The organism is Hufsiella arboris (assembly GCF_009834875.1).
GTDB classification, from domain to species: Bacteria; Bacteroidota; Bacteroidia; order Sphingobacteriales; family Sphingobacteriaceae; genus Hufsiella_A; species Hufsiella_A arboris.
Window position 1 is genome coordinate 60,486 of the sequence record NZ_WVHT01000008.1, and the last position, 21,856, is coordinate 82,341.

At 41.2% G+C, this 21,856-nt stretch carries 26 protein-coding genes; 16 read left to right on the forward strand and 10 right to left on the reverse strand.

Going from position 1 to position 21,856, the window contains the following annotated elements; genetic code table 11:
* The first annotated feature begins 3 nt into the window (after positions 1-3).
* From nusB to GS399_RS16115, 8 genes are all read left to right on the forward strand, one after another.
* A complete protein-coding gene (gene nusB / locus GS399_RS16080) occupies positions 4-951 on the forward strand; it encodes a transcription antitermination factor NusB (protein ID WP_160845676.1) in 948 nt (315 codons plus the stop codon).
* Positions 951-1,391, forward strand: a complete 441-nt coding sequence (locus tag GS399_RS16085; RefSeq protein WP_160845677.1) for a DUF1573 domain-containing protein — start codon at positions 951-953, stop codon at positions 1,389-1,391. Before nusB ends, GS399_RS16085 begins: the two co-directional genes overlap by 1 nt.
* Entirely contained in the window at positions 1,391-1,705 is a 315-nt protein-coding gene (gene yajC / locus GS399_RS16090; RefSeq protein ID WP_160845678.1) for a preprotein translocase subunit YajC, read from the forward strand. The genes GS399_RS16085 and yajC overlap by 1 nt, the downstream gene beginning before the upstream one ends.
* A 116-nt stretch (positions 1,706-1,821) precedes the next feature.
* The gene (locus GS399_RS16095) at positions 1,822-2,766 is read left to right on the forward strand and encodes a YbbR-like domain-containing protein (RefSeq protein ID WP_160845679.1); all 945 of its coding nucleotides are present in this window, start codon (positions 1,822-1,824) and stop codon (positions 2,764-2,766) included.
* Positions 2,767-2,779: 13 nt separating this feature from the next.
* Positions 2,780-3,358, forward strand: a complete 579-nt coding sequence (gene coaE / locus GS399_RS16100; RefSeq protein ID WP_160845680.1) for a dephospho-CoA kinase — start codon at positions 2,780-2,782, stop codon at positions 3,356-3,358.
* A gap of 1 nt (position 3,359) precedes the next feature.
* Positions 3,360-4,298: an MBL fold metallo-hydrolase gene (locus GS399_RS16105; protein WP_160845681.1), complete on the forward strand. Its 939-nt coding sequence runs from the start codon at positions 3,360-3,362 to the stop codon at positions 4,296-4,298.
* Complete coding sequence (locus GS399_RS16110) at positions 4,298-4,456, forward strand: DUF5522 domain-containing protein (protein ID WP_160845682.1); 159 nt, start codon at positions 4,298-4,300, stop codon at positions 4,454-4,456. Before GS399_RS16105 ends, GS399_RS16110 begins: the two co-directional genes overlap by 1 nt.
* 35 nt (positions 4,457-4,491) lie before the next feature.
* A complete protein-coding gene (locus tag GS399_RS16115; RefSeq protein ID WP_160845683.1) occupies positions 4,492-4,938 on the forward strand; it encodes a MarR family winged helix-turn-helix transcriptional regulator in 447 nt (148 codons plus the stop codon).
* On the opposite strand, the gene GS399_RS16120 is transcribed toward GS399_RS16115, so the two are convergent.
* From GS399_RS16120 to GS399_RS16130, 3 genes are read right to left on the reverse strand one after another with little or no spacing between them, the layout of a single operon-like run.
* A complete protein-coding gene (locus GS399_RS16120; protein ID WP_160845684.1) occupies positions 4,939-5,646 on the reverse strand; it encodes a ZIP family metal transporter in 708 nt (235 codons plus the stop codon).
* Positions 5,628-6,209 (reverse strand): phosphatase PAP2 family protein, encoded by a 582-nt coding sequence (locus GS399_RS16125; RefSeq protein WP_160845685.1) that lies wholly within the window; start codon positions 6,207-6,209, stop codon positions 5,628-5,630. The genes GS399_RS16120 and GS399_RS16125 overlap by 19 nt, the downstream gene beginning before the upstream one ends.
* A complete protein-coding gene (locus GS399_RS16130; protein WP_160845686.1) occupies positions 6,202-6,939 on the reverse strand; it encodes a class I SAM-dependent methyltransferase in 738 nt (245 codons plus the stop codon). The genes GS399_RS16125 and GS399_RS16130 overlap by 8 nt, the downstream gene beginning before the upstream one ends.
* 108 nt (positions 6,940-7,047) lie before the next feature.
* Between GS399_RS16130 and glmM the strand changes: the two genes are divergently transcribed.
* The 4 genes from glmM (at position 7,048) to GS399_RS16150 (ending at position 11,083) form a co-directional block, all read left to right on the forward strand.
* A complete protein-coding gene (glmM, locus tag GS399_RS16135) occupies positions 7,048-8,433 on the forward strand; it encodes a phosphoglucosamine mutase (RefSeq protein ID WP_160845687.1) in 1,386 nt (461 codons plus the stop codon).
* 24 nt (positions 8,434-8,457) lie between these two features.
* Complete coding sequence (locus tag GS399_RS16140) at positions 8,458-9,597, forward strand: cysteine desulfurase family protein (RefSeq protein WP_160845688.1); 1,140 nt, start codon at positions 8,458-8,460, stop codon at positions 9,595-9,597.
* 67 nt (positions 9,598-9,664) lie between these two features.
* Positions 9,665-10,141 (forward strand): hypothetical protein, encoded by a 477-nt coding sequence (locus GS399_RS16145; RefSeq protein ID WP_160845689.1) that lies wholly within the window; start codon positions 9,665-9,667, stop codon positions 10,139-10,141.
* 57 nt (positions 10,142-10,198) lie between these two features.
* Positions 10,199-11,083, forward strand: a complete 885-nt coding sequence (locus GS399_RS16150) for an MBL fold metallo-hydrolase (protein WP_160845690.1) — start codon at positions 10,199-10,201, stop codon at positions 11,081-11,083.
* Positions 11,084-11,158: 75 nt separating this feature from the next.
* Here the strand turns inward: GS399_RS16150 and accD are convergent, their stop codons facing one another.
* A complete protein-coding gene (accD, locus tag GS399_RS16155) occupies positions 11,159-12,004 on the reverse strand; it encodes an acetyl-CoA carboxylase, carboxyltransferase subunit beta (RefSeq protein WP_160845691.1) in 846 nt (281 codons plus the stop codon).
* Positions 12,005-12,229: 225 nt separating this feature from the next.
* On the opposite strand from accD, the gene fbaA reads away from it, so the two are divergent.
* The 3 genes from fbaA (at position 12,230) to GS399_RS16170 (ending at position 14,315) form a co-directional block, all read left to right on the forward strand.
* Positions 12,230-13,309: a class II fructose-bisphosphate aldolase gene (gene fbaA / locus GS399_RS16160; protein ID WP_160845692.1), complete on the forward strand. Its 1,080-nt coding sequence runs from the start codon at positions 12,230-12,232 to the stop codon at positions 13,307-13,309.
* 78 nt (positions 13,310-13,387) lie between these two features.
* Positions 13,388-13,945, forward strand: a complete 558-nt coding sequence (locus GS399_RS16165) for a low affinity iron permease family protein (RefSeq protein WP_369410129.1) — start codon at positions 13,388-13,390, stop codon at positions 13,943-13,945.
* Positions 13,881-14,315 carry a GNAT family N-acetyltransferase gene (locus GS399_RS16170; RefSeq protein WP_160845693.1) on the forward strand — a complete coding sequence of 145 codons (435 nt, stop codon included), beginning with the start codon at positions 13,881-13,883 and terminating at the stop codon, positions 14,313-14,315. Before GS399_RS16165 ends, GS399_RS16170 begins: the two co-directional genes overlap by 65 nt.
* A gap of 1 nt (position 14,316) precedes the next feature.
* On the opposite strand, the gene GS399_RS16175 is transcribed toward GS399_RS16170, so the two are convergent.
* The 4 genes from GS399_RS16175 to GS399_RS16190 all read right to left on the reverse strand — a co-directional run bounded on the left by GS399_RS16175 (position 14,317) and on the right by GS399_RS16190 (position 20,177).
* Complete coding sequence (locus GS399_RS16175) at positions 14,317-15,621, reverse strand: NAD(P)/FAD-dependent oxidoreductase (protein ID WP_160845694.1); 1,305 nt, start codon at positions 15,619-15,621, stop codon at positions 14,317-14,319.
* Positions 15,622-15,738: 117 nt separating this feature from the next.
* On the reverse strand, positions 15,739-18,723 hold the full coding sequence (gene secDF / locus GS399_RS16180) for a protein translocase subunit SecDF (RefSeq protein ID WP_160845695.1): 2,985 nt from the start codon (positions 18,721-18,723) through the stop codon (positions 15,739-15,741).
* Between the two features lie 132 nt (positions 18,724-18,855).
* Entirely contained in the window at positions 18,856-19,335 is a 480-nt protein-coding gene (locus GS399_RS16185) for a dihydrofolate reductase (protein ID WP_160845696.1), read from the reverse strand.
* 20 nt (positions 19,336-19,355) lie between these two features.
* Entirely contained in the window at positions 19,356-20,177 is an 822-nt protein-coding gene (locus GS399_RS16190; RefSeq protein ID WP_160845697.1) for a thymidylate synthase, read from the reverse strand.
* An 86-nt stretch (positions 20,178-20,263) separates the two neighbouring features.
* Between GS399_RS16190 and ispE the strand changes: the two genes are divergently transcribed.
* Entirely contained in the window at positions 20,264-21,067 is an 804-nt protein-coding gene (gene ispE / locus GS399_RS16195; protein WP_160845698.1) for a 4-(cytidine 5'-diphospho)-2-C-methyl-D-erythritol kinase, read from the forward strand.
* Between the two features lie 17 nt (positions 21,068-21,084).
* On the opposite strand, the gene GS399_RS16200 is transcribed toward ispE, so the two are convergent.
* Together GS399_RS16200 and GS399_RS16205 are read right to left on the reverse strand one after the other, a co-directional pair.
* Complete coding sequence (locus GS399_RS16200; protein WP_160845699.1) at positions 21,085-21,597, reverse strand: hypothetical protein; 513 nt, start codon at positions 21,595-21,597, stop codon at positions 21,085-21,087.
* A 1-nt stretch (position 21,598) separates the two neighbouring features.
* Positions 21,599-21,853, reverse strand: a complete 255-nt coding sequence (locus GS399_RS16205; protein WP_160845700.1) for a hypothetical protein — start codon at positions 21,851-21,853, stop codon at positions 21,599-21,601.
* Between the last annotated feature and the right edge of the window lie 3 nt (positions 21,854-21,856).

Sequence of the window (21,856 nt, forward strand, 5' to 3'; positions counted from 1 at the left end):
AATATGTTGAATAGAAGGCACCTGCGGGTAAAAGTTTTGCAAACGCTATATGCGTATCACCAGTCGGAAAACAAATCAATTAAAGCATTTGAAAAAGGCCTGTTGCAAAATGTTGATGAAGTGTATGAGATGTATATCTGGATGCTTTCTTTGTTTATAGAAGTTGCAGATTATTCAATACGTGACGCCGAAGAGCGCGCTAATAAATACCGTCCCTCAGAAGAGGATCTTAATGCCAGCATTAAATTAAACACCAATAAATTTATTGTTGCATTGCGTGATAATCCGGATTACCAGTCTGCGATGAAAAAGTACAAGGTTTCATGGCAGTTCGATCCTGAAATAAGCCGTACTATTTTTAATTCGTTAAAAGCTTCTCCTGAATATGATGCTTACATCCACCAGGAAGATCACTCAATCAAAGCGGAAAAGGACATCATTAAATTCATATTTAAAAAGCTCATATTGAAGTCGCCGGCCATCGAGCAGGTTTTCGAAGAGCAATTTATTAATTGGCCTGTTGATAAAGAAGTGTTACAAGCCTTAATCGCTAAGACATTCAAGAATTTTGCCAGTGAAAATCCGCGTGAAAATAAGCTTGCGGAGCTTAGCCCTAACTGGGCCGAAGACCGGGCATTTATTCTTGACCTGTTTAGCAAAACAATCGTATTCGATGAGCAATACCAGGCACTTATTTCCGCTAAAACGAAAAACTGGGAAGCGGATCGTATCGCCATGATGGATATTTTGCTGATGAAAATGGCAGTTGTCGAACTGGTTAATTTTTCGTCAATCCCTGTAAAAGTTACTATCAACGAGTATATCGAGATTTCCAAGGAATTCAGCACGCCAAAAAGTAATTCCTTTATTAACGGTATACTTGACAAAATTTACCTGGAGCTTAAATCAGAAGGTAAGATTCGTAAATTTGGCCGCGGGCTCGTAGAATAATGAAACAAATTCTTTTAATCTTTTCGTTAGCGCTTTTAGCAATTGGTTGTACTAATACTGCGAAAACCAATAATGCGAATGTTGATAAGAGCCAGTTAAGCGCGTCAGCTGCAAAATTTCAGTTTGATCAAACAACCTATGACTTTGGTATTATTGACCAGGGCGATACTGTTGTTCATAACTACTCATTTAATAATGCCGGCAAGAGTCCGTTAATTATTACCGATGCCCAGGCCAGCTGCGGATGTACTATCCCAGAATTTCCTCATGAACCGATTGCTCCCGGCAAAATAGGAGTTATCAAAGTAATTTTTAACAGTGCTAATAAGTTCGGTAAACAAACAAAAGCAATAACCATAACCGCAAACACCGTTCCCGCAATCACACAGCTTTTGCTGACCGGTGAAGTAAGAGACAATAAACAAATAAATTCTAAATAATGATTTCAACTATTTTATTACAGGCACAGGGAAGTGGATTAATGAGTTTCCTACCCATGTTGCTGATCATCGTGGTGTTCTATTTCTTCATGATTCGCCCACAGATGAAAAAGGCAAAAGATCAAAAGAAATATATAGAAGAGCTAAAAAAAGGCGATCGCGTAGTTACCACTGCTGGTATTCATGGTAAAATTATTGACATGAACGATACAACCTTTTTAATTGAAGTTGAAGGTGGAACAAAAATCCGTTTTGAACGCTCATCGATTTCTTTAGAAGCATCAAAAGCGCTGAACGCTAACAAGCCGGCATAACATTGTCACAGAAGTATCGTATTTAATAGCGATGAACTAAAATTCATCGCTATTATTATTTAAAAAAAGACGGATTGATCATCCGTTTTTTATTTTTGGTAAAAGCGAAGTAGCCTATGCCATTTCTTTCTTTAACTAAAACCGAACAACGAAGACTTTCGGTATTCGCAACCTGTTTAGGACTGGCGGTATTAACCTGGTTTTTCTTCGCTTTGTCAGGTAAATATATTTACGAAGTTAAAACCAAAATAAATTATGTTGATCTGCCTGTTAACAGGGCATTTCATGCGTTACAATCGGATACGATCAAACTGCAGGTACAAAGTACGGGTTGGCACGTTTTACTTTCAAAATTCAGGGTGCATCCGCTGCCTGTCACCGTTAGCCTGAAAAATATCAGTAAACAGAGTTTTGTCACCTTAAGTGATCAGCTGAAACGGATAGACGCACAGTTGCCCGCCGAAGAAACGGTTGTTGCCGTAATTCCTGATACCTTATATTACGATTTCACTTCCAGAACCATTAAGCGGGTGCCGGTTGTGCTGTCAAGCAATCTGCAGTTTAAAAAGCAATGGAACATAAGCAACAAGGCGGTGATAAAGCCTTCGTATGTGGTTGTAACTGGTCCTGAATCTGATTTAGCAAAAATTAAAGAATGGACAACTGATAGCGTGGTGCGTAAAAACGTATCATCAAATGTGAGATCGCAGGTTATGCTGAGCCCTAGTCCGAGTGCCAATATCAGTATTTATCCGTCCTCTGTCGATGTGCTGATACCTGTCGATCAGTTCACCGAAAAAATTATTGAGGTCCCCTTAAAAGTAGTTAATCCGTCGGGCTTGAATGTGCGCGTCGTGCCGGAAAAAGTGTTTGTAAAAGTTCTTACGTCACTCCAGAACTATCAGAAAATAACCAAAAATGTATTTACAGCAACAGTAGATCTCACCGATTGGGAGCGTTACCAATTGCCGCAATTACCTGTGCGTTTAACCAGGGAACCGGGGTTTACCAAGATTATCAGCACTGAACCGCAAACGGTTGACTTTATAGTTTACAAATAAGTAAATCCTGTTAATGAAAAAAATAGGTATTACGGGAGGAATTGGCAGCGGTAAAACGACGGTTTGCAAGTTTTTTGAGATACTTGGAATACCTGTTTTTTATGCAGATACCGCCGCAAAACAGGTTATGGATAGTGATCTACTGTTGAAATCAGGGCTAATTGATGCTTTTGGTAAGGATGTATTTAATCATGACGGTCTGAACCGCAAACATCTCGCAAATATTGTTTTTAATGACAAAGGCAAACTTCAATTACTGAATTCGCTTGTTCATCCTGCGGTTTTCAGGTCATTTGATGCATGGGTTGCCGGTCAAAATGCACCATACGTTTTAAAAGAAGCCGCCCTGCTTTTCGAAAGCGGATCATATAAAGCCTGTGACGAAACGATATTAGTCAAAGCGCCGCTGGAATTAAAGCTTAAGCGAGTAATTAAACGTGATTCCATTTCAGCAGAGGAAGTTAAGGCAAGGATGGACCGCCAAATGAGTGATCAGGAAAAAGCGAAGCTTTCCGGGCATTTAATTATTAACGACGAACTTAACCTGGTAATCCCTCAGGTTTTGAGCCTTCATCATTATTTTCTATCGTAATATGTCCCCTGATTTTCTTCAATTTAATGAATATGGGCTCTATTGTCTTGCCGGCGACTTTTACCTCGATCCGTCAAAGCCTGTAAAAAATGCGGTTATATCGCATGCTCATGCCGATCATGCCGTTGCTGGAAACACTAATGTGTGGTGTACTCCGGAAACAGCCGCAATCATGAGGCATCGCTATAAAAAAAATGCGGGAGCTAATTTTAACGAGCGGAATTACGGTGATGAATTTATGATTAATGGGGTGCGTATTCGCTTTTTGTCGGCCGGGCATATGCTGGGCTCCGCTCAGGTACTTATGACTTACCAGGGAACAAAATATCTTTATACGGGCGATTTAAAACTTCAGGCTGACAAAACCTGTGTGCCCGTTGAATGGGAAACGGCTGATGTGTTGATTACAGAAACCACATTTGCCCATCCGGAAGTAAAGCATCCCGATGTCACTTCTGAAATTGGCAAGCTCAGGGAAATAAAATATAACATTTTATTGGGAGCGTATGCTTTAGGTAAAAGCCAGCGACTGATAAACCTGATCAATGAACATGTGCCTGAGAAAAAGATATTGGTTCATCATTCAATTTTACCGATTAATAAAATCTATGAATCGTTTAATTTTCACCCCGGGGTTTATCAGCCTTACGACCGAAAGTTGATGAAAGCGGCCAATGAAGGCTACATCTATATCGTTCCACCTTTAACATTTAACAGTTATTTCCGGGCTGTAAATGTTTTGCGCATATTTGCCTCCGGATGGAAATCGCTGCAGCAACGCAATGATGCTGAGTTGTTTATATCTGATCATGTAGACTGGGATGATATTTTGGATACAGTAGAAACTGTGAGGCCGACCGAAATTTGGACACTACACGGCAATGGTAACTTTTTAAGGGAACATTACGCTAACAGCTTACAGGTCAAAATACTAAATTAGTGCAGGCTACTACTTCCGACTTCTATTATGAAAATGGATTTATTGTTTTTACAGAGACATACCATCTGAAAAGAGGTTTTTGCTGTAAAAACGGGTGCAGGCACTGTCCCTGGAAAAAGCATCATTCCGGCAAAAACCGGAAACAGCAAAACAAATAAAGAATTAAACTTTTTTAGTACTAATAACAGAACTTATGGAACTTGAAAAAGAAATTGTTACAGCGGGATTTAAAGACGAGTATCACAAAGGAGTTGTGAATATTATTTTTACATACAGCTGGATTACAACTCAGCTGAAAAAGCGTGTAGAGAAAAATCACATCACATTGCAGCAATATAATATTTTAAGAATACTACGGGGACAGTATCCGCAGCCGGCCACGGTTAATTTGTTAAAAGAGCGTATGCTTGATAAAATGTCGGATGCGTCCCGGATTGTTGAGCGCCTGGTGCAAAAGGGACTGGTAGCACGTTGTACCAATCAAACAGACCGCCGTGCTGTAGATATCAGCATTTCGGAAAAGGGACTGAACCTGCTTGAAAAACTTGATCCTGAAATGGGTGGTGATTTGCTTTTAAGCCGCTTAACCGAGCAGGAAGTTAATTCATTAAACGTATTGCTCGATAAGCTTAGAGGCTGATTATAACAAAAATCCTATCAGCGCTATTGAAACGCCGGATAAAACGGCAATCAGTTTTTTCCGGTTAAAATGGTGATCAACGCTCGACTCAAATAAAATAGTTGTTGAGATGTGAAGGAATATACCGATTACTACCGCCATTATCCTTCCGAAATAATTTGTGAGATTTAAAATGGATCCCTCGCTAAGAGCATGACTCAGCAAATATCCCGTTGGAGACATAAGTCCGAACAAAACAATCAAAAAAATGATCTTATTCTTACCCACATGGCTTTGCACCAGAACACTCGCCAAGGCAAATGAAGCAGGAATGTGATGAAGCGCAATACCAAATACTAACTCGTTCTGATGCCCTTCCGCCAGCGGCATTCCTTCAAGGAAAGCATGCAGGCATAAGCTCACCATAATGCCCCATGGAAATGCCGGGGAATGTGAATGAGCGTGAACATGGCCGTGCTCAATACCGTCAGAAAATTGTTCAAGTACAATCTGGAACAGAAATCCTCCCAGCACATATAAGCCGATTGTCGGGTCGTCAGTATGGAAAACTTCCGGCATCAGGTGTATTGCTGTAATCGAAAAGAGGTATGCACCGCTAAACGACAAAAGCAGTTTCAGTTGTTTTGACGCGTCTTTTTTGAAAAGAAATATTGATATCCCGCCTATAAAGCAGCTTAAAAATAAAAGGATCAGTTTCCAGTACTCCATTGTTTATCCCTTTGTATAGCAAGAAAAATAGTTCCGGTAATATAACCAATCAATGCGCCTAACAAGCCGCCAACGGTAACATCCACCGGATAGTGAACGCCGACATATACCTGTGCAAAACAAATAGACGCCGCCCAGAATAAAGCCAGCGGCGTAATCCATTTCCACTTGTGGCGGAAAACAGTTACCAGGAACACGGCAATAGCAAAATGGTTAGCCGCATGTGACGACGGAAAGCTAAAACCTGTACCGCAGCCGGCAATAGCACGTACCATCTGGTTTATTGAAGGATCGTTGCATGGACGAAGCCGGTGGATAAGCGGTTTGATCATGCTGGCGCTGCTCATGTCTGCCAGTGCAAAGGTGATCAGCAGGAAGACAATCAGCATGATACCTTTTTTTTCGTAATTGCGGATAAAAAACACAACGAGGAAAAGATATAACGGCGTCCAGAAATACCGGTTGCGAAGAAATGGCATCAGCCAGTCGAAAAATGGATTTGACAAGCCTCTGTTGATTGCAAAAAACAGCTGCTGGTCGAATTGCATAATATGTTCAATCATATTTTTTATGGCAAATAAGGATCAGGCGGTCGGATTTATTTTCGTCATACTCATTCAATGAGTAATCTCCAAAATGATCGGTAATGGCAAAGCCGCTTACGTCAAGCAGCCTTTGAAACTCAGGCAGGCAGAATACCTTAACTTCCTCTTTGAATGTGTAGTCTTTATTGCGATGTTCAAAAGAGATCGTTTTTACAATCTTATCAGCGACTCTTTTTTTGGTGATATAAAAATCAATCCCATCAATTGACTTAACTTCTTGCGGCGATAAATTGCGGATAATTTTCTGGCAGTTAAAATAGTCAAGCACTAGCAAACCATCCTTTTTAAGCGATTTGCGCATTGTTTTCAATGCCGTTACATGCTCTTTCTGCGTTTCGAAATATCCAAAGCTGGTAAAAAGATTCAACGCGATATCAAAGTAATTTATATAAAACAGGTATCGCATATCGTGCACAAAAAAATGCAGTTGCCGGCTTTCAAATTGTTTCGCGTAATTAATATTGGGAAGGGAAAGATCAATGCCGGTAACATCATAGCCCTTTTTATTCAGATAAACCGAATGGCGTCCCCGCCCGCAGCCTACGTCAAGCAAAAGAGAATCTGAAGTCGGATTAAGGTGTGCAAACAGGTTGTCAATAAAAAATTCGGCTTCTTCATCGTTTCGCTGGTTGTATAGAATATGATAATATGGGGAGTTAAACCAGTTTTGAAACCACTTACGAGACATACCGGAATTAATTTATAGCAGCAGCAAATATAGTAATTAAGCTAAATGGTTTTGTTTGTTGAAGCGTAGGCCATTTTTTTTAATTTTGCTGGATATAATTTATAACACGTGACGTTAATCAAGTCTATCTCCGGAATCAGGGGAACAATAGGGGGTACTGCTGGAAACGGGTTTACACCAATCGACATCGTAAAATTTACAACTGCCTTTGGTAAATGGGTGATTAAAAATACGGGGAATCCAAAAATCGTACTTGGGCGTGATGCACGCCTCTCGGGTGAAATGGTGAGGAACCTGGTGGTAGGCTCTTTGCAAAGTATCGGAGTAGATGTAATTGATCTTGGATTATCTACAACACCAACAGTTGAGCTTGCTGTACCAATGGAACAAGCCGGAGGAGGTATTATTTTAACTGCAAGTCATAATCCTAAGCAATGGAATGCTTTGAAGCTTTTAAACGCAGATGGTGAATTCCTGAACGATGCAGCCGGAAAGGAAGTTCTTGAGATTGCGGAAGAGGATATTGAATTCGCCGAGGTAAGCAATCTAGGTAAAATAACGTTTGACGATACGTATATCCAAAAACATATCGATCATATTTTAAAGTTGAAGCTGGTTGACGTTGAAGCGATCCGTAAAGCAGATTTTTCTATCGTAATTGATTGCGTTAATTCAACTGGTGGTATTTTTGTTCCGGCGCTTCTTAAGGCTCTGGGAGTTACTGAAGTCCATGAGCTTTTTTGCGAGCCGGATGGTAATTTTCCACATAATCCGGAACCGCTTCCGGAAAATCTAATTTCACTTTCGCAGGAAGTAGTTCGGAAAAAAGCAGATCTGGGTATTGCTGTCGACCCGGACGTTGACCGCCTATGCTTTGTTTGTGAAGACGGAGCGATGTTCGGCGAAGAATATACGCTGGTAGCTGTGGCTGATTATGTTTTACAGCATACGCCTGGCAACACGGTTTCAAACCTGTCTTCCACCCGTGCGCTTCGTGATGTTACCGAAAAGCATGGGCAAACTTATAATGCGGCCGCGGTTGGTGAAGTTAACGTGGTGACCAAAATGAAGGAGACTCAAACCGTGATAGGTGGCGAAGGAAATGGAGGGATTATTTATCCTGAGTCTCATTACGGAAGGGATGCGTTGGTAGGTATCGCTTTGTTTTTAACGCATCTGGCAAAATATGGCAGATCTGTATCACAATTAAGAAGTACTTATCCTGGTTATTTTATTTCTAAAAATAAAATAACCCTTACGGCGGATATGGACATTGACATGTTGCTGAAAAAAGTAGAAAATAAATACAAAAAGCAGCCTTACTCGACAATTGACGGACTTAAAATTGAATTTGATAAGGAATGGGTTCACTTGCGCAGATCGAACACAGAACCTATCATACGGATATATTCAGAAGCAAGTTCGGAAACAACAGCTAACAGCCTGGCTAATAAAATCATTTCAGATATTAAAGAGATATTGGGAAAGAGTTAATACTCGCCCGGAAAAATAATGAATATGCGTGTTTACTTAGATAATGCAGCGACCACCCCGCTAGATAAAGAAGTACTGAAGGAAATGTACCAGGTTATGGAGAGCCAATACGGCAATCCATCGTCTATACATGCTCATGGGCGCGAAGTGCGTACTGTTATTGAAAAAGCACGCAAAACCGTTGCTGGTTTATTAAATGCGGCTCCTTCAGAAATATTTTTCACTTCAGGAGGTACAGAAGCCGATAATATGGCGATACGCTGCGGTATTATCGATCACAAAATAAAACATGCGATAACTTCACGTACCGAACACCACGCCGTTGTTCATACGCTGGAAGCGATGGAAAAAAGCGAGATGATTCAACTTGACTTCGTAAATGTCGATTCGAAGGGGAATATTGATTTCGACCACCTGGAGCAACTGTTACAAAAAGATACCGAAAGAAGTTTTGTCTCATTGATGCATGCTAATAATGAGATCGGTACGCTGACTGATATAGAGCGGGTTGGCGAGCTCTGTGAAAAATACGACGCCTTGTTCCATTGCGATACTGTACAAACAATGGGACATTATCGTCATGACCTCAGTAAACTGAAGGTTCATTTCGTTGTTTGTGCTGCTCACAAGCTTCACGGGCCTAAGGGTGTAGGCTTTATTTACATCAACCATCGTGTTAAGATAAAGCCGATGATTTTTGGCGGCTCTCAGGAACGCAACATGCGCGGAGGAACGGAAAATGTGTATGGAATAGTTGGCCTCGCAAAAGCAATGCAAATGGCATATTCAGATATGGATGAACACCAGGCACATATTCAGCAGCTAAAAAGCTATATGAAATCTGAGCTGGAGAAAAACATACCTGGTATCGAATTTAATGGCGAAACGGATTCCGATAAAAGTTTGTATACCGTGCTGAACGTTTCGTTCCCGGAAATGGACATGGCAGATATGCTTTTATTCAATCTTGATATATCTGGCATTTCCGCCTCCGGGGGCAGCGCCTGCAGTTCCGGTACAAATATCGGATCGCATGTTTTATCGGCCATTGGAACTAATCCAAACAGGCCATCTGTACGCTTCTCCTTTAGTAAATTTAATACGAAAGAGGAAATTGATTACACAATCAATAAAATAAAAGAAGTTTGCCTTGTAAATGCGTAAATCTTTTTAATTAACGAAAACTGGCATTGTTATAGCATCATGTTTAACACATCTAAAAACAACTACTATGTTAGACAGCCAAAATCAATCAAACGATTGGAATGACGATTCAAGGAATCAGTCACAAAATAATAACACTGATGTTAATACCAACAATGAGTATGCTAAGGACACTCAACGTAACCAGGAATGGGATAACAACAGAACCGGAGCAACAAATGAAAACCGCGGAAATGAAAGCGAAGGTTACAGAAATCCGGAAAACTCATCAGACCTTGATCGCGATGAAGAATTTGACAATGCGGAATTAGATAATGACGATGATATTGAAAACGATCAGGTAATACCTGAAACGCCAGAAAAAGACGAGGATGAAAATGAGGGAAGCTGGGCCGATGAAGATGGGGACGACGACACAAATGTAGATCACACAAATGGTTTTGATACAAAAGGTGATTTTACAGGACGGGAATCCTACGGACGTTCGAGAGAACAATTTGGTACAGGCCATGAACCGGGTGCTAATCCGGGTAGTGGATTTTAACGTAAAAGAGCTCCTTCGGGAGCTTTTTTATTTTACCGATAAATTATAACTTGCTGCATGCAGCGAAGAAATTTCATCAAGGTTTCCGGCATTTCAGCCAGCCTTCTCCTGGCCTTCGGAGACAAAGCCTTTTCCTCTGTTTTTCAATCTACATTTAAAATAAAGAAGTTACGTAATAACGTAGGTATCTTTACTGAACAAGGCGGAACAATTGCCTGGCTCGTAAATAGTGACGGAATTATTGTCGTAGACGCGGAATTTCCCGAGCCGGCCAATCATTTAATTGCCGAGCTTAAAAAGCAATCCGAAAAACCTTTCAGGTACCTGATCAACACACATCATCACGGCGATCATACGTCAGGCAATATATCTTTTAAAGGAATAGCTGGTCATGTACTTGCTCATGTAAACTCAGATGCCAATCAACGGAAGTTTGCGAAAGATCCGTCAGTACAGCTTTTTCCTGATATAACATATTCTACGTCGTGGAAAACAACGCTTGGTGACGAAACAATCAGTGCAAACTATTTCGGGGCTGGCCACACCAATGGGGATAGCTTTATCCATTTTCAAAACGCGAACGTGGTTCACGCCGGTGATCTGGTGTTTAACAAGCGATATCCATTTATCGACCGTTCGGCTGGCGCATCAGTTAAAAGCTGGATTGAGGTGTTGGAGAAGGCACAAAACCTTTATGACCACGATACCTTGTTTGTATTCGGCCACGCGTTTGATCCCGAACAGGTGACAGGAAGTAAGGCAGAGCTAAAAATGATGCAAAACTATCTAGCACGACTCATGGATTATGTCTCGGCGCAGATAAGGGCCGGGAAGTCAAAAGAGGATATTTTAAAAACTACCGAAATTCCGGGAGCAACAGAATTTAAAGGCGATGGAATTGAGCGAAGTTTAATGGCGGCTTACGAAGAACTTACTGCGTAAAGTTCGAAACGGAGCTTTCTTATATAAAGAAGCAAAGCAAAAAAATCCGGCCACGGCCGGATTTTTTTGCTTTTATCAGTTGTCCATTAATTTCAGGAAAGTGAAAAGCTTGTTTTTCATTTCCCTGCGATCGACGATGAAGTCTAGGAACCCATGTTCCTGCACAAACTCAGCCGTTTGAAAACCTTTAGGTAAATCTTTTTTAATAGTTTCTTTAATAACACGAGGCCCGGCAAATCCGATCAATGCACCGGGCTCTGATATATTTATATCGCCTAACATGGCGTAAGAGGCCGTAACACCACCCGTTGTGGGATCTGTAAGCAAGGAGATATATGGTATTTTTGCCTTACTTAGCAAAGCTAATTTTGCCGATGTTTTCGCCATTTGCATCAGGGAAAAAGCGGCTTCCATCATTCGTGCACCTCCTGATTTCGATATCAGTAAAAAAGGAACTTTATTCTTAATTGAGTAATCGATAGCGCGTGCTATTTTTTCGCCAACTACAGAACCCATCGATCCTCCGATGAATGAAAAATCCATACAGGCGATAACAATATCGTGCCCGTTTAATTTGCCGTATGCCGATCTCAGCGCATCATTCAAGCCTGTCTTTGCATAGCTTTCTTCCAGGCGTTCAGTGTATTTTTTTGTATCCTCAAAGTCCAGGGGATCGCCGGATTTTAGATTTGCATTTAATTCGGTGAACGTGTTATCATCAAATAAAATGGAAAAATACTCCTTTGATCCGATTCTCAAATGATACCCGCAATAATGGCAAACGTATTTATTTTCAACCTGTTCTGCGTAGTGCAGCGGCTTTTTGCAATTCGGGCATTTATTCCAAAGGCCGTCAGGTGCCTCTTTTTTATCTTCTGTTGAAGTTATGATTCCTTTTTTCTCTCTTTTAAACCAAGCCATGAAATTTTTGGAAATAGGTTACAAAGAAACGAAAAATTTGGTAAAATGGTTTTCTTAATAAACGACCCCGAATATCAGGTGTGATTTGTTAGATGTTGGTTGAAAATGAGCTGATTTAAAAATCGATCCTGGTACAAATCCCAGGTCGCACAAAGTGTAAAAAGTACACCCTTAAGTTCAGCAAAATTCTTAATTTCGACCGTCTTTTATAACAAACTATAAAAAATGGATTTAAAAAATTATAAAGGTGTTCTGTATGGCGACATGGTACAGGCGCTATTTGAGCAGGCAAAAAAACACCAGTTTGCTCTTCCTGCTGTAAACGTTATAAGTACCAATTCTGTCAATGCTGTAATGGAAACTGCCAAAGCAGTTAATTCGCCGGTGATTATTCAGCTTTCAAATGGCGGAGCACAATTTTATGCAGGTAAATCCTTAAATAACGATAATCTGCAGGCTTGTATTTTAGGTGCGGTATCGGCGGCACAGCATGTTCATTTGCTTGCTGAAAAATACGGCGTTGCCGTAATTCTGCATACTGACCATGCCGCAAAGAAATTATTGCCATGGATTGACGGATTGCTTTCACACGGAGAAGACTTTTATAAGAAAAATGGAAAGCCATTATTTTCTTCTCACATGCTCGATCTTTCTGAAGAGCCATTGGAGGAAAACATAGAAATAAGCAAGAAATACCTTGAGCGCATGAAAGCGATGGGGATGACAATCGAGGTGGAACTTGGCGTAACTGGCGGGGAAGAAGATGGTGTTGATAATTCAGATGTAGATAGCTCTAAGCTTTACACTCAGCCATCGGAAGTTGAATATACTTACAAAGAGCTAAGCAGCGTAAGCGAGAAGTTTACCATCGCAGCGGCATTTGGAAATGTTCACGGTGTTTACAAACCCGGAAACGTAAAATTGCAGCCAGTTATTCTTAAAAATTCGCAGGAATATCTAAAGGAACAACATGGATTAACAGCTGAAAAGCCGATTAACTTTGTTTTCCACGGTGGCTCAGGTTCTTCCAAAGAAGAGATTCGTGAAGCTATATCATATGGAGCTGTTAAAATGAACATTGACACCGACATGCAATGGGCATTTTGGGAAGGAATTTTGGGCTATTACCAGTCTAAGGAAGCTTATTTACAAGCGCAGATTGGCAATCCGGAAGGTGAGGATTCTCCAAACAAAAAATATTATGATCCGCGTGTTTGGTTACGCAAGGGCGAAGAAAACTTCGTTAAACGCTTAACTCAGGCATTTGAAGATCTGAACTGTATTAATGTAAACGATAAACTGTAACAGACAGTCGTTCTAAGATCGAAGCCGCCGTGTTAAAACACTGGCGGCTTTTTTTTGTATATAATGCATCAAATTTAAATGATGTCAAAAAATAAGAAGAAAAGCATTTTTGAACGCTTTGCAAATTGGGCCACACAGGCCACTGGAAGCTCAGCTGCATTTATCATTGCTGCTGCGGTGGTAGTAGCTTGGGGTATCAGCGGACCGATATTTCAATATTCCGAAACCTGGCAGCTGGTAATCAATACAGGCACTACAATTATTACCTTTTTAATGGTATTTCTGATTCAGAAATCGCAGAATAAAGATTCAAAAGCTCTTCATTTAAAGTTAAATGAGCTGATCGCAGCGCAGCAAGGCGCAAGCAACCGCATAGTTAATGTAGAAGATCTTACGGAAGCGGAACTCGATAAGCTGTCAAAATTTTATGTGCGGATTTCGGATCTCGCTGAAAAGGAAGATGACATTACCTGCTCGCATTCTATTGACGCGGCAGAAGAAAACCATAACTTTAAATCCGCAAAATATAAATCAAAACCGAGTAACAGCGACAGCCTAAACGGAACTAAAAATGAGAAGTCACCAGCTCCACGTAGAAAAAGTAAGCAATCAGCAAGATCTGGAAAAAGTATTTGAGATACGTCGTATCGTATTTGTAGGCGAACAAAACTGTCCGCCGGAGCTGGAATGGGAGCACGAAGATGAGTCAACACATTTTCTTGCCTTTGTAAACGATGTTCCTGCAGGGGCTGCTCGCTGGCGTAAAACCGAACAAGGATTTAAACTCGAACGCTTTGCCGTTTTGAAGGATTTCAGAGGACTCGGAGTTGGCGCGGCATTGGTTGAAAATGTCCTGGCTGACGTGAAGCCTTCTAAAGACGATTACGTTTATCTAAATGCCCAGATCACCGCAATGGGATTATACGCAAAATTTGATTTCGAAAAAGTTGGTGAACAGTTTGAAGAGGCCGGAATACAGCATTTCAAAATGGTGCTGAAGAAATAAGCTACTTATTCTTCGTATCCTCTGTCATCAGTTTGCGATTAAAAGGTCGTATAATCAATCGTGTTCCGCGGTCATAACTAAAATAACTCCAAATCCAGTTCACAAAAACAACAGCCTTATTCCGGAAGCCAACAAGCGTCATCAGGTGGACGAACATCCAGATGAACCAGGCGAAAATACCTTTAAAGTGAACTTTGCCCAGATCAACTACCGCGCGATTTCGGCCTATAGTTGCCATAGAACCCTTATCGAAATATTCAAAAGGTTCTGGTTGTTGGTTGTTAATAATCTTAAGCAGGTTTTTAGCGAGATGACGGCCTTGCTGCTGCGCGACAGGTGCAACGCCAGGATGCCCTTGAGGGTATTCGCTCATAACCATTGAAGCAACATCTCCGATCGCATATATATTATCAAAGCCTGTAACTTTATTTGTTTCATCAACCGTTATGCGGTTACCCCGTACTATTTTGTCCTTTGGGATACCATCGATAACTTCACCCATTACCCCCGCAGACCAGAGAACGTTTTCCGAATAGATTTCCTGCCCGTCAGAAACCGAAAGTTTATCACCGTCATAACTAAGAACACGTGTCTGGGTGAAAACTTTTACACCCATCGTTTCAAGTACTTCCCTGGCGTCATGCTGTGATTTTTCAGACATCGGACCTAGCACAGCTGGTGAGCCCTCGATCAGGTAAATATTCATAAGCGACATGTCCAGTTCCGGATAATCCTTTTGCAGTACGTGATTTCGTAATTCGCAGAGTGAGCCGGCCAGCTCTACGCCTGTTGGTCCGCCGCCAACGATTACAAAGTTGAGAAGCCCGGCTTTTTTCACAGGGTCCTTTTCAATTAATGCCTCTTCCAGGTTCTGAAGAATCATGCTTCGCAAATTCAAAGCTTCCGGAATGGTTTTCATCGGCATGGTATAATGTTCCAACTCTTTTGAACCGAAAAAATTAGTATCCGAACCAGTTGCCAACACCAGGTAATCGTAAGAAATCTCACCTATACTCGTAACAACAACGTTTCTTTCAGGCACAATCTGCTTAACCTCGGTGTTCCGGAAAGTGAAGTTCTTTTGGCCCTTGAAGATTTTCCTAAGCGGGAAGGCAATAGAATCTGCCTCAAGTCCTCCGGTTGCAACCTGGTAAAGAAGAGGCTGGAAGGTGTGATAGTTGTGTCGATCGAGCATTAGTACCTTGACTTCCTTGCCTTTAAGCTTCTTAGCTATTTCGATGCCGCCAAATCCGCCGCCAATAATTACAATTTTGGGAAAGGCTGTGCTACTCAATGTTTTTGTCATAAATCATTAACTGCACTATTAACTTAATTAGATGAAAAATGTTGAGCGATCCGGGCCATTGAAAAGAAAAAGCCCCAGGCGTTAGGCATGGGGCTTTCATTTATAATGTTTTATAAATTATCTGAGATCTTTTTTTCCGAAGTCAACAATAACTGGTGTTGCCACACAAATTGATGAGTAGGTACCAAAAACAACCCCGATCAACAATGCAAATGAGAAGCCGCGAATTACTTCACCACCAAAGATGAATAATACGATCAGCACGAAGAATACTGTTAAAGCGGTGATCACCGTACGGCTTAATGTACTGTTAATCGCATCATTAATTACCAGTTTCGGATCATCGGTTTTGGCGTGATGCAAGTTAAGGTATTCACGGATACGGTCCATCACTACCACGGTATCGTTAATTGAGTAACCGATAACCGTTAAGATAGCGGCGATGAAGGCCTGGTCGATATCTAGTGAGAAAGGTAAAATACCGTTAAACAACGAGAAGAATGATAGTACCAGCAGCGCATCGTGCGTTGTAGCAACGATTGCAGCAAGACTGAATTGCCATTTCCTGAACCGTACAAGGATGTATATCGAGATAACAATGATCGAGAAGATAACTGCCCAGATCGCCGATGTTTTCAGGTCGTTAGCGATTGTTGGCCCAACTTTTTGAGAACTTTCAATCTTGCTTTTAACACCTAGTTTTGACAAGCCTTCTTCAAGCTTGTTTTCTACGGTTTTGTCAGCAGACTCGCTTGTTTGATCACTCATGTAAGAAGTTGTGATCTTTAATTGGTTATCCGAACCAAATGTTTTTACTTCAGTAGCAGAGTGATTGCTTTCGTCTGTATAAACGCCGTCAAGCACTTCGCGGATTTTTTCCTGGTCAACTGGTTTATCAAAGCTTACTACATAAGTACGGCCGCCTTTAAAGTCAACACCTAAACTAAAGCCGCGGGTAAACATTGAAATCAATCCTGCAGTGATAAATAATCCCGAGACGATGTAAAATATCTTCCGGTTTTTAACAAATCCGTAATGTGCATTTTTAAATGTATGCGAACTCCATGGATTTGAAAATTTGATCGGTTTGTCTTTTGACAGCATCCATTCGAAAATGATACGCGAAATAAATATCGAGCAAAATAACGATGTGATGATACCGATCATTAATGTTGTCGCGAAACCTAAGATTGGTCCTGATCCGAATATGTATAAAATCACACCGGTCAGGAATGTTGTGATCTGGCCATCAAGGATCGATGGAAGCGCATGTTTGTAACCATCTGCTACAGCCAGGCGCAATGACTTGCCATGACCAAGTTCTTCTCGGATACGTTCGTAAATCAATACGTTGGCGTCTACCGCCATACCCATAGTCAATACGATACCTGCGATTCCGGGAAGGGTTAAAACTGCACCAACAGATGCAAGTACCCCCATCAGGAAGAAAATATTTACAAATACTGCAACGTTTGCCACAGTTCCGGCGCGGTTGTAATAGAATATCATGAAGACAAGTACTACCAGCAATCCGATTACCGAAGAAAGTAAACCGGAATGTATTGCGGTTTCTCCTAACGATGGTCCAACGATGGCTTCTGAAACGATTTTAGCTGGAGCCGGAAGGCGACCTGCTTTTAATACGTTTGCAAGGTCTTTTGTATCGCTTAGTTCGAAGTGGCCTGAGATTGATGAAATACCGTTAGGAATTTCGTTCTGTACAGTAGGAGCAGAGTACACAACATCGTCTAATACAATAGCGATGCTTTGTTTATTGTTCGCATCTGATGACGCAGCTGCCGTCAGTCTTTTCCAGTCACGTGCACCATCAGGGTTCATATACATTACTACCTCAGGATTTCCACGTTGGTCGATATCGTCTTTAGCATCAGTGATCACGTCGCCGCCTAAGGCAGGAGTGCCATCTGCTTTTGTCACTTTGATAGCATATAATTCAAAAATCTTACTGTCTGCCGAAACAGGTTTAACTCCCCATAATAATTTAATGTTAGAAGGAATTACGCTTTTTACAGCTGGAAGAGTTAAGTAAGAATTGACTTTAGCAGTATCTTTTTGAGCTGCATAACCAACAATTGGTCCCGGACGTAAAGCTTGCTGACCGTTTTGAGCCTGGTAAGTTGCGGGAGCAAGCAAAGCAAACAAAGGATTTTGTTTTGCTTGTTGAGCTGCGTTTTTCGCAAGAGCTCCTGTATCTTTCGCTGCCGAATCTTTTTTAGCGCCTAATGCCGCCAGTTTGCTGCCTGCATCTTTTTTAATCGAATCGATTTTAGATGTGCCGGCTACTTTTTTAGTTGTATCGCTTGCAGCTTGTGTGGAAGCTACTATTTTGTTTACGTTCTCAAGTAAAGGGAATATCTGCGTATTATCATACGTTTCCCAGAACTCCAGTTTGGCAGACCCCTGTAATAATTTACGTACACGAGTTGGATCTGAAACACCAGGAAGCTCGATCAGGATACGGTTTGTTCCCTGCTGGCGCTGGATGTTCGGAGCTGTTACACCGAACTTGTCAATACGTGTACGAAGGATGTTAAACGACTGATCGATTGCAACTGTCGATTGTGTTTGAAGAAATTTCAAAACATCGCTGTTGCTTGAAGTGATTTTTACACTATTCGCGTTATCTCTTGTCGCAAAGAACTGAGCTAATTTTCCATTTGGCTCAAGTTTTTCATATTCTTCACCAAAAAGCGTAATGAAATCTTTTTGAGAAGTTTTCAAATCAGCGTCGGCATTTGCTAAGGCTTTGTTGAAATTTGCGTCTGCTGGATTATTAGCCAGATTACGTACAAGGTCAACCAATGAAATTTCCATGGTTACGTTCATCCCGCCCTTTAAGTCAAGACCCAACGGAATTTCACGTTCTTTTACATATTGGTAGTTGAATTTTGTAAAACCCAGATTGTACACAGGTTGTGTAGCAATTGAATCGAGGTAAGCTTTTTCTTTAATCGGATCACCCTTGGCAAATTCCTTCGCCTGGTTTTCTACCCTCTTGGCAACCCATGTGAAAGATAGTGAATACAAACACGCTATAGCGAGCGCTATTGCAACAAATTTTATCAGTCCTTTCCCTTGCATTTTGTAAATTGTGTATATAAGCCTTTTCTAAATAAGACGGCAAATCTAATTAAATTTTCTTTTGTTAATAATTATTTTTAAATGAGCATAATAAGCCGGTTTATAAGCCATTTTTGAGTATTTTATGGCATTCTAGCTGCGCTTTTGATAGGTTATAAATGAATAGTCGAAGAGATTTTTTTCATCTGACGAATGGCGTTCAGTGGATGTTTCCTTCCACAGGTTCAAATCGATTTCCGGAAAAAAGGTATCTGCGTTAAACCTGTGATGGATAAGCGTCAATTCAATCTGATCGGCAAATTCGATTGCCTGTCGGAAAATCTCTCCGCCACCTATAATTGATATTTTTTCATCATCGCACGCTGTAATAGCTTCCCGAAGAGAGTGAAGAACCTCTGCGCCATCAATGGTGATATCATTGCTGCTGATGACGATGTTCCGCCTGTTTATCAGCGGCTTGCCCATCGACTCAAACGTCTTTCTGCCCATAATAACAGGAAAGCCTACAGTAACTGCTTTAAAATGCTTAAGATCGGCAGGAAGATGGCACAATAACTGGTTGTCCTTGCCTATGCCGTTGTTCTCGTCAACAACTACTACTAACTGTATCATGTTTGTTAAAAAATATTTGGTTATACAGCGACCGGAGCCTTAATCGCTGGATATGGATCGTAATTCTCCAGGCTGAAGTCTTCGTATTTAAAATCGAAGATATTTTTGACTGCGGGATTTAGTTTCATTACCGGCAACGGTCTTGGTTCGCGGCTTAACTGAAGGCTGACTTGTTCCAGATGATTATTGTATAAATGTGCGTCGCCGAGCGTGTGAATTAAGTCTGCCGGCTCAAGGTCGCAAACCTGCGCCATCATCATAGTAAGCAGCGCATACGAAGCAATATTAAAAGGCACGCCTAAAAATATATCCGCACTTCGCTGGTAAAGCTGGCAGCTTAGTTTTCCCCTGGTTTCGCCTTTGCTTTTATCAGGAGGAGCAACATAAAACTGAAAAAAACTGTGACAGGGTGGAAGTGCCATATTTTCTACTTCCGCGACGTTCCATGCCGAAACTATGATGCGCCGTGAATCGGGATTGTTTTTTAGCTGATTTACAACCTGGCTGATCTGATCGATATGGCCGCCGTCGGGTTTTGGCCATGAACGCCATTGCGATCCGTAGACAGGGCCGAGGTTGCCATTTTTATCAGCCCATTCGTCCCAAATACTTACACCGTTTTCTTTAAGGTAACTAATATTGGTATCACCCTTCAGAAACCAGATCAGTTCATGTATAATGGAGCGGAGATGAACTTTTTTCGTTGTTACGAGTGGGAATCCGTCCTGCAGATTGAAACGCATCTGATATCCGAAAACACTGATTGTCCCCGTTCCCGTACGATCATGTTTCTGGGCGCCATGTTCCAGCACATGTTTCATCAAATCAAGATATTGTTTCATGAAAGTGTTTGTTGAAGTTTGTGCAAATAAAATAAATGTAATTTAGCCATCCTATTTTTGTTCATAACTCGGCTCTTGTTTAAAAGATGATCTCCTTTCCCAACGCAAAGATAAATATTGGCTTATCGGTAGTTAATCGTCGTGCCGATGGCTATCACAATCTTGAAACCGTTTTTTATCCGATTAATATTAAGGACGCTCTTGAGATAGTTGAGGCAAAAGAATTGCTTTTCACATCCTCGGGTATAGAGATACCTGGATATGCTAATGAAAATCTTTGTCTGAAGGCGTATGAACTGATCGCGAAGGATTATGACGTGCCGCCTGTTCATATTCATCTTCATAAAAACATTCCGATCGGAGCAGGACTTGGCGGCGGATCGGCTGATGCAGCTTTTTTTATCAGGTTAATGAACGACAAGTTCGACCTCAATATAACACAGCAAAGTATGGACGCTTACGCTCGTAAGCTTGGGGCCGATTGTGCTTTCTTCTTAAAAAACGTTCCGGTGTTTGCTCGTGGACGAGGCGATGAGTTCGCAGAAATCAAATTGAGCCTTGAAAAGTATTATATCGTTTTAGTAATGCCGCCAGTGCATGTTTCTACTGCTGAGGCTTACCGCGGTGTGGAACCTGCGAAGCCAGCTAAATCTATGAAAGAGCTTATTGAACTACCGGTAAAACAGTGGCAGGAAACTGTAAGAAATGATTTTGAGAAATCGGTGTTTACTAATCATCCAAAAATAAGAGGAGTTAAAGCTGCTTTATACGAAGCAGGCGCTGTTTACGCTTCCATGAGTGGCAGCGGTTCTTCGGTTTACGGTATTTTTAGTAACCAGATTAAACTTCCCTTACTGGAAATTGATAACGTCGTTTACTATGGGGTTTAGCGTCGTATTGGTGCCCGTTAATTTTTAGTACGCGTAAGCTGTGGTTTTAGCCAGTCGGAGAGTTTTTGACTATCCCTTATGTAAATTAAGGTGTCGAGATCGTCGTCTTGCGTCAGCGTTGATTTATTAATCTCATAATCGTTTAACAGATTGGTAAGCCCAGCCATATTAAGCGTAAGGAGCGATTTTTCTTCAGGATGTTCCAGCGTGTATTTCGTGAATCCGAACAAGAAACTTAAAACCAGGTCTGGGTTTTTAGCGGAGATCTTCATTACATATTGTTCCAGGAACACGCTTACGTACGGACATTTATATATCCATGAAACCGAAAAATCTTCTGCTTCTTTGCGTTTTTGCTGTTTTTGATTGCGTGGTGTTTCGGCAAGCCAGTTGATACATTTTATCACATCGGGCTGGTAGCGGAGAAAATCTTCTTTAGTTTTGAATTTGTAATTCTGAGGAACTACTAAATCTTGAGAAAAAGCCGCGCGTGTAAGAAAGAGGAGTACTATCAGGATGAAGTTTTTCATATTAGCTGATATAGTCGCGGTCTTCATCACTTAAATAATGTTTAGTTGGCGTAACGTCGGTTTCAGGAAGTTCTGGCTCCTGTATCTTTTCCGGTTTCTTCCTTTTGAAAACAATCCCGCCGGTTATCAATCCGATAAGAAACATGAATCCGAGCATTGCTACTTTTGAGATTCTTGTATCACCGAACAGCCAAAAGTTAACGTCGTCTGTGTTTTTCACTAAGATAGTGGTGACGATAACTGTAACAAATATCATAAA

What these genes read in the sequence shown, in the direction of transcription:
- nusB (WP_160845676.1), top strand. Translation starts at nt 4, where the DNA reads ATGTTGAATAGAAGGCACCTGCGGGTAAAAGTTTTGCAAACGCTATAT.
- GS399_RS16085 (WP_160845677.1), top strand. Translation starts at nt 951, where the DNA reads ATGAAACAAATTCTTTTAATCTTTTCGTTAGCGCTTTTAGCAATTGGT.
- yajC (WP_160845678.1), top strand. Translation starts at nt 1,391, where the DNA reads ATGATTTCAACTATTTTATTACAGGCACAGGGAAGTGGATTAATGAGT.
- GS399_RS16095 (WP_160845679.1), top strand. Translation starts at nt 1,822, where the DNA reads ATGCCATTTCTTTCTTTAACTAAAACCGAACAACGAAGACTTTCGGTA.
- coaE (WP_160845680.1), top strand. Translation starts at nt 2,780, where the DNA reads ATGAAAAAAATAGGTATTACGGGAGGAATTGGCAGCGGTAAAACGACG.
- GS399_RS16105 (WP_160845681.1), top strand. Translation starts at nt 3,360, where the DNA reads ATGTCCCCTGATTTTCTTCAATTTAATGAATATGGGCTCTATTGTCTT.
- GS399_RS16115 (WP_160845683.1), top strand. Translation starts at nt 4,492, where the DNA reads ATGGAACTTGAAAAAGAAATTGTTACAGCGGGATTTAAAGACGAGTAT.
- GS399_RS16120 (WP_160845684.1), bottom strand. Translation starts at nt 5,646, where the DNA reads ATGGAGTACTGGAAACTGATCCTTTTATTTTTAAGCTGCTTTATAGGC.
- GS399_RS16125 (WP_160845685.1), bottom strand. Translation starts at nt 6,209, where the DNA reads ATGATTGAACATATTATGCAATTCGACCAGCAGCTGTTTTTTGCAATC.
- GS399_RS16130 (WP_160845686.1), bottom strand. Translation starts at nt 6,939, where the DNA reads ATGTCTCGTAAGTGGTTTCAAAACTGGTTTAACTCCCCATATTATCAT.
- GS399_RS16140 (WP_160845688.1), top strand. Translation starts at nt 8,458, where the DNA reads ATGCGTGTTTACTTAGATAATGCAGCGACCACCCCGCTAGATAAAGAA.
- GS399_RS16145 (WP_160845689.1), top strand. Translation starts at nt 9,665, where the DNA reads ATGTTAGACAGCCAAAATCAATCAAACGATTGGAATGACGATTCAAGG.
- GS399_RS16150 (WP_160845690.1), top strand. Translation starts at nt 10,199, where the DNA reads ATGCAGCGAAGAAATTTCATCAAGGTTTCCGGCATTTCAGCCAGCCTT.
- accD (WP_160845691.1), bottom strand. Translation starts at nt 12,004, where the DNA reads ATGGCTTGGTTTAAAAGAGAGAAAAAAGGAATCATAACTTCAACAGAA.
- fbaA (WP_160845692.1), top strand. Translation starts at nt 12,230, where the DNA reads ATGGATTTAAAAAATTATAAAGGTGTTCTGTATGGCGACATGGTACAG.
- GS399_RS16165 (WP_369410129.1), top strand. Translation starts at nt 13,388, where the DNA reads ATGATGTCAAAAAATAAGAAGAAAAGCATTTTTGAACGCTTTGCAAAT.
- GS399_RS16170 (WP_160845693.1), top strand. Translation starts at nt 13,881, where the DNA reads ATGAGAAGTCACCAGCTCCACGTAGAAAAAGTAAGCAATCAGCAAGAT.
- GS399_RS16175 (WP_160845694.1), bottom strand. Translation starts at nt 15,621, where the DNA reads ATGACAAAAACATTGAGTAGCACAGCCTTTCCCAAAATTGTAATTATT.
- secDF (WP_160845695.1), bottom strand. Translation starts at nt 18,723, where the DNA reads ATGCAAGGGAAAGGACTGATAAAATTTGTTGCAATAGCGCTCGCTATA.
- GS399_RS16185 (WP_160845696.1), bottom strand. Translation starts at nt 19,335, where the DNA reads ATGATACAGTTAGTAGTAGTTGTTGACGAGAACAACGGCATAGGCAAG.
- GS399_RS16190 (WP_160845697.1), bottom strand. Translation starts at nt 20,177, where the DNA reads ATGAAACAATATCTTGATTTGATGAAACATGTGCTGGAACATGGCGCC.
- ispE (WP_160845698.1), top strand. Translation starts at nt 20,264, where the DNA reads ATGATCTCCTTTCCCAACGCAAAGATAAATATTGGCTTATCGGTAGTT.
- GS399_RS16200 (WP_160845699.1), bottom strand. Translation starts at nt 21,597, where the DNA reads ATGAAAAACTTCATCCTGATAGTACTCCTCTTTCTTACACGCGCGGCT.
- GS399_RS16205 (WP_160845700.1), bottom strand. Translation starts at nt 21,853, where the DNA reads ATGATATTTGTTACAGTTATCGTCACCACTATCTTAGTGAAAAACACA.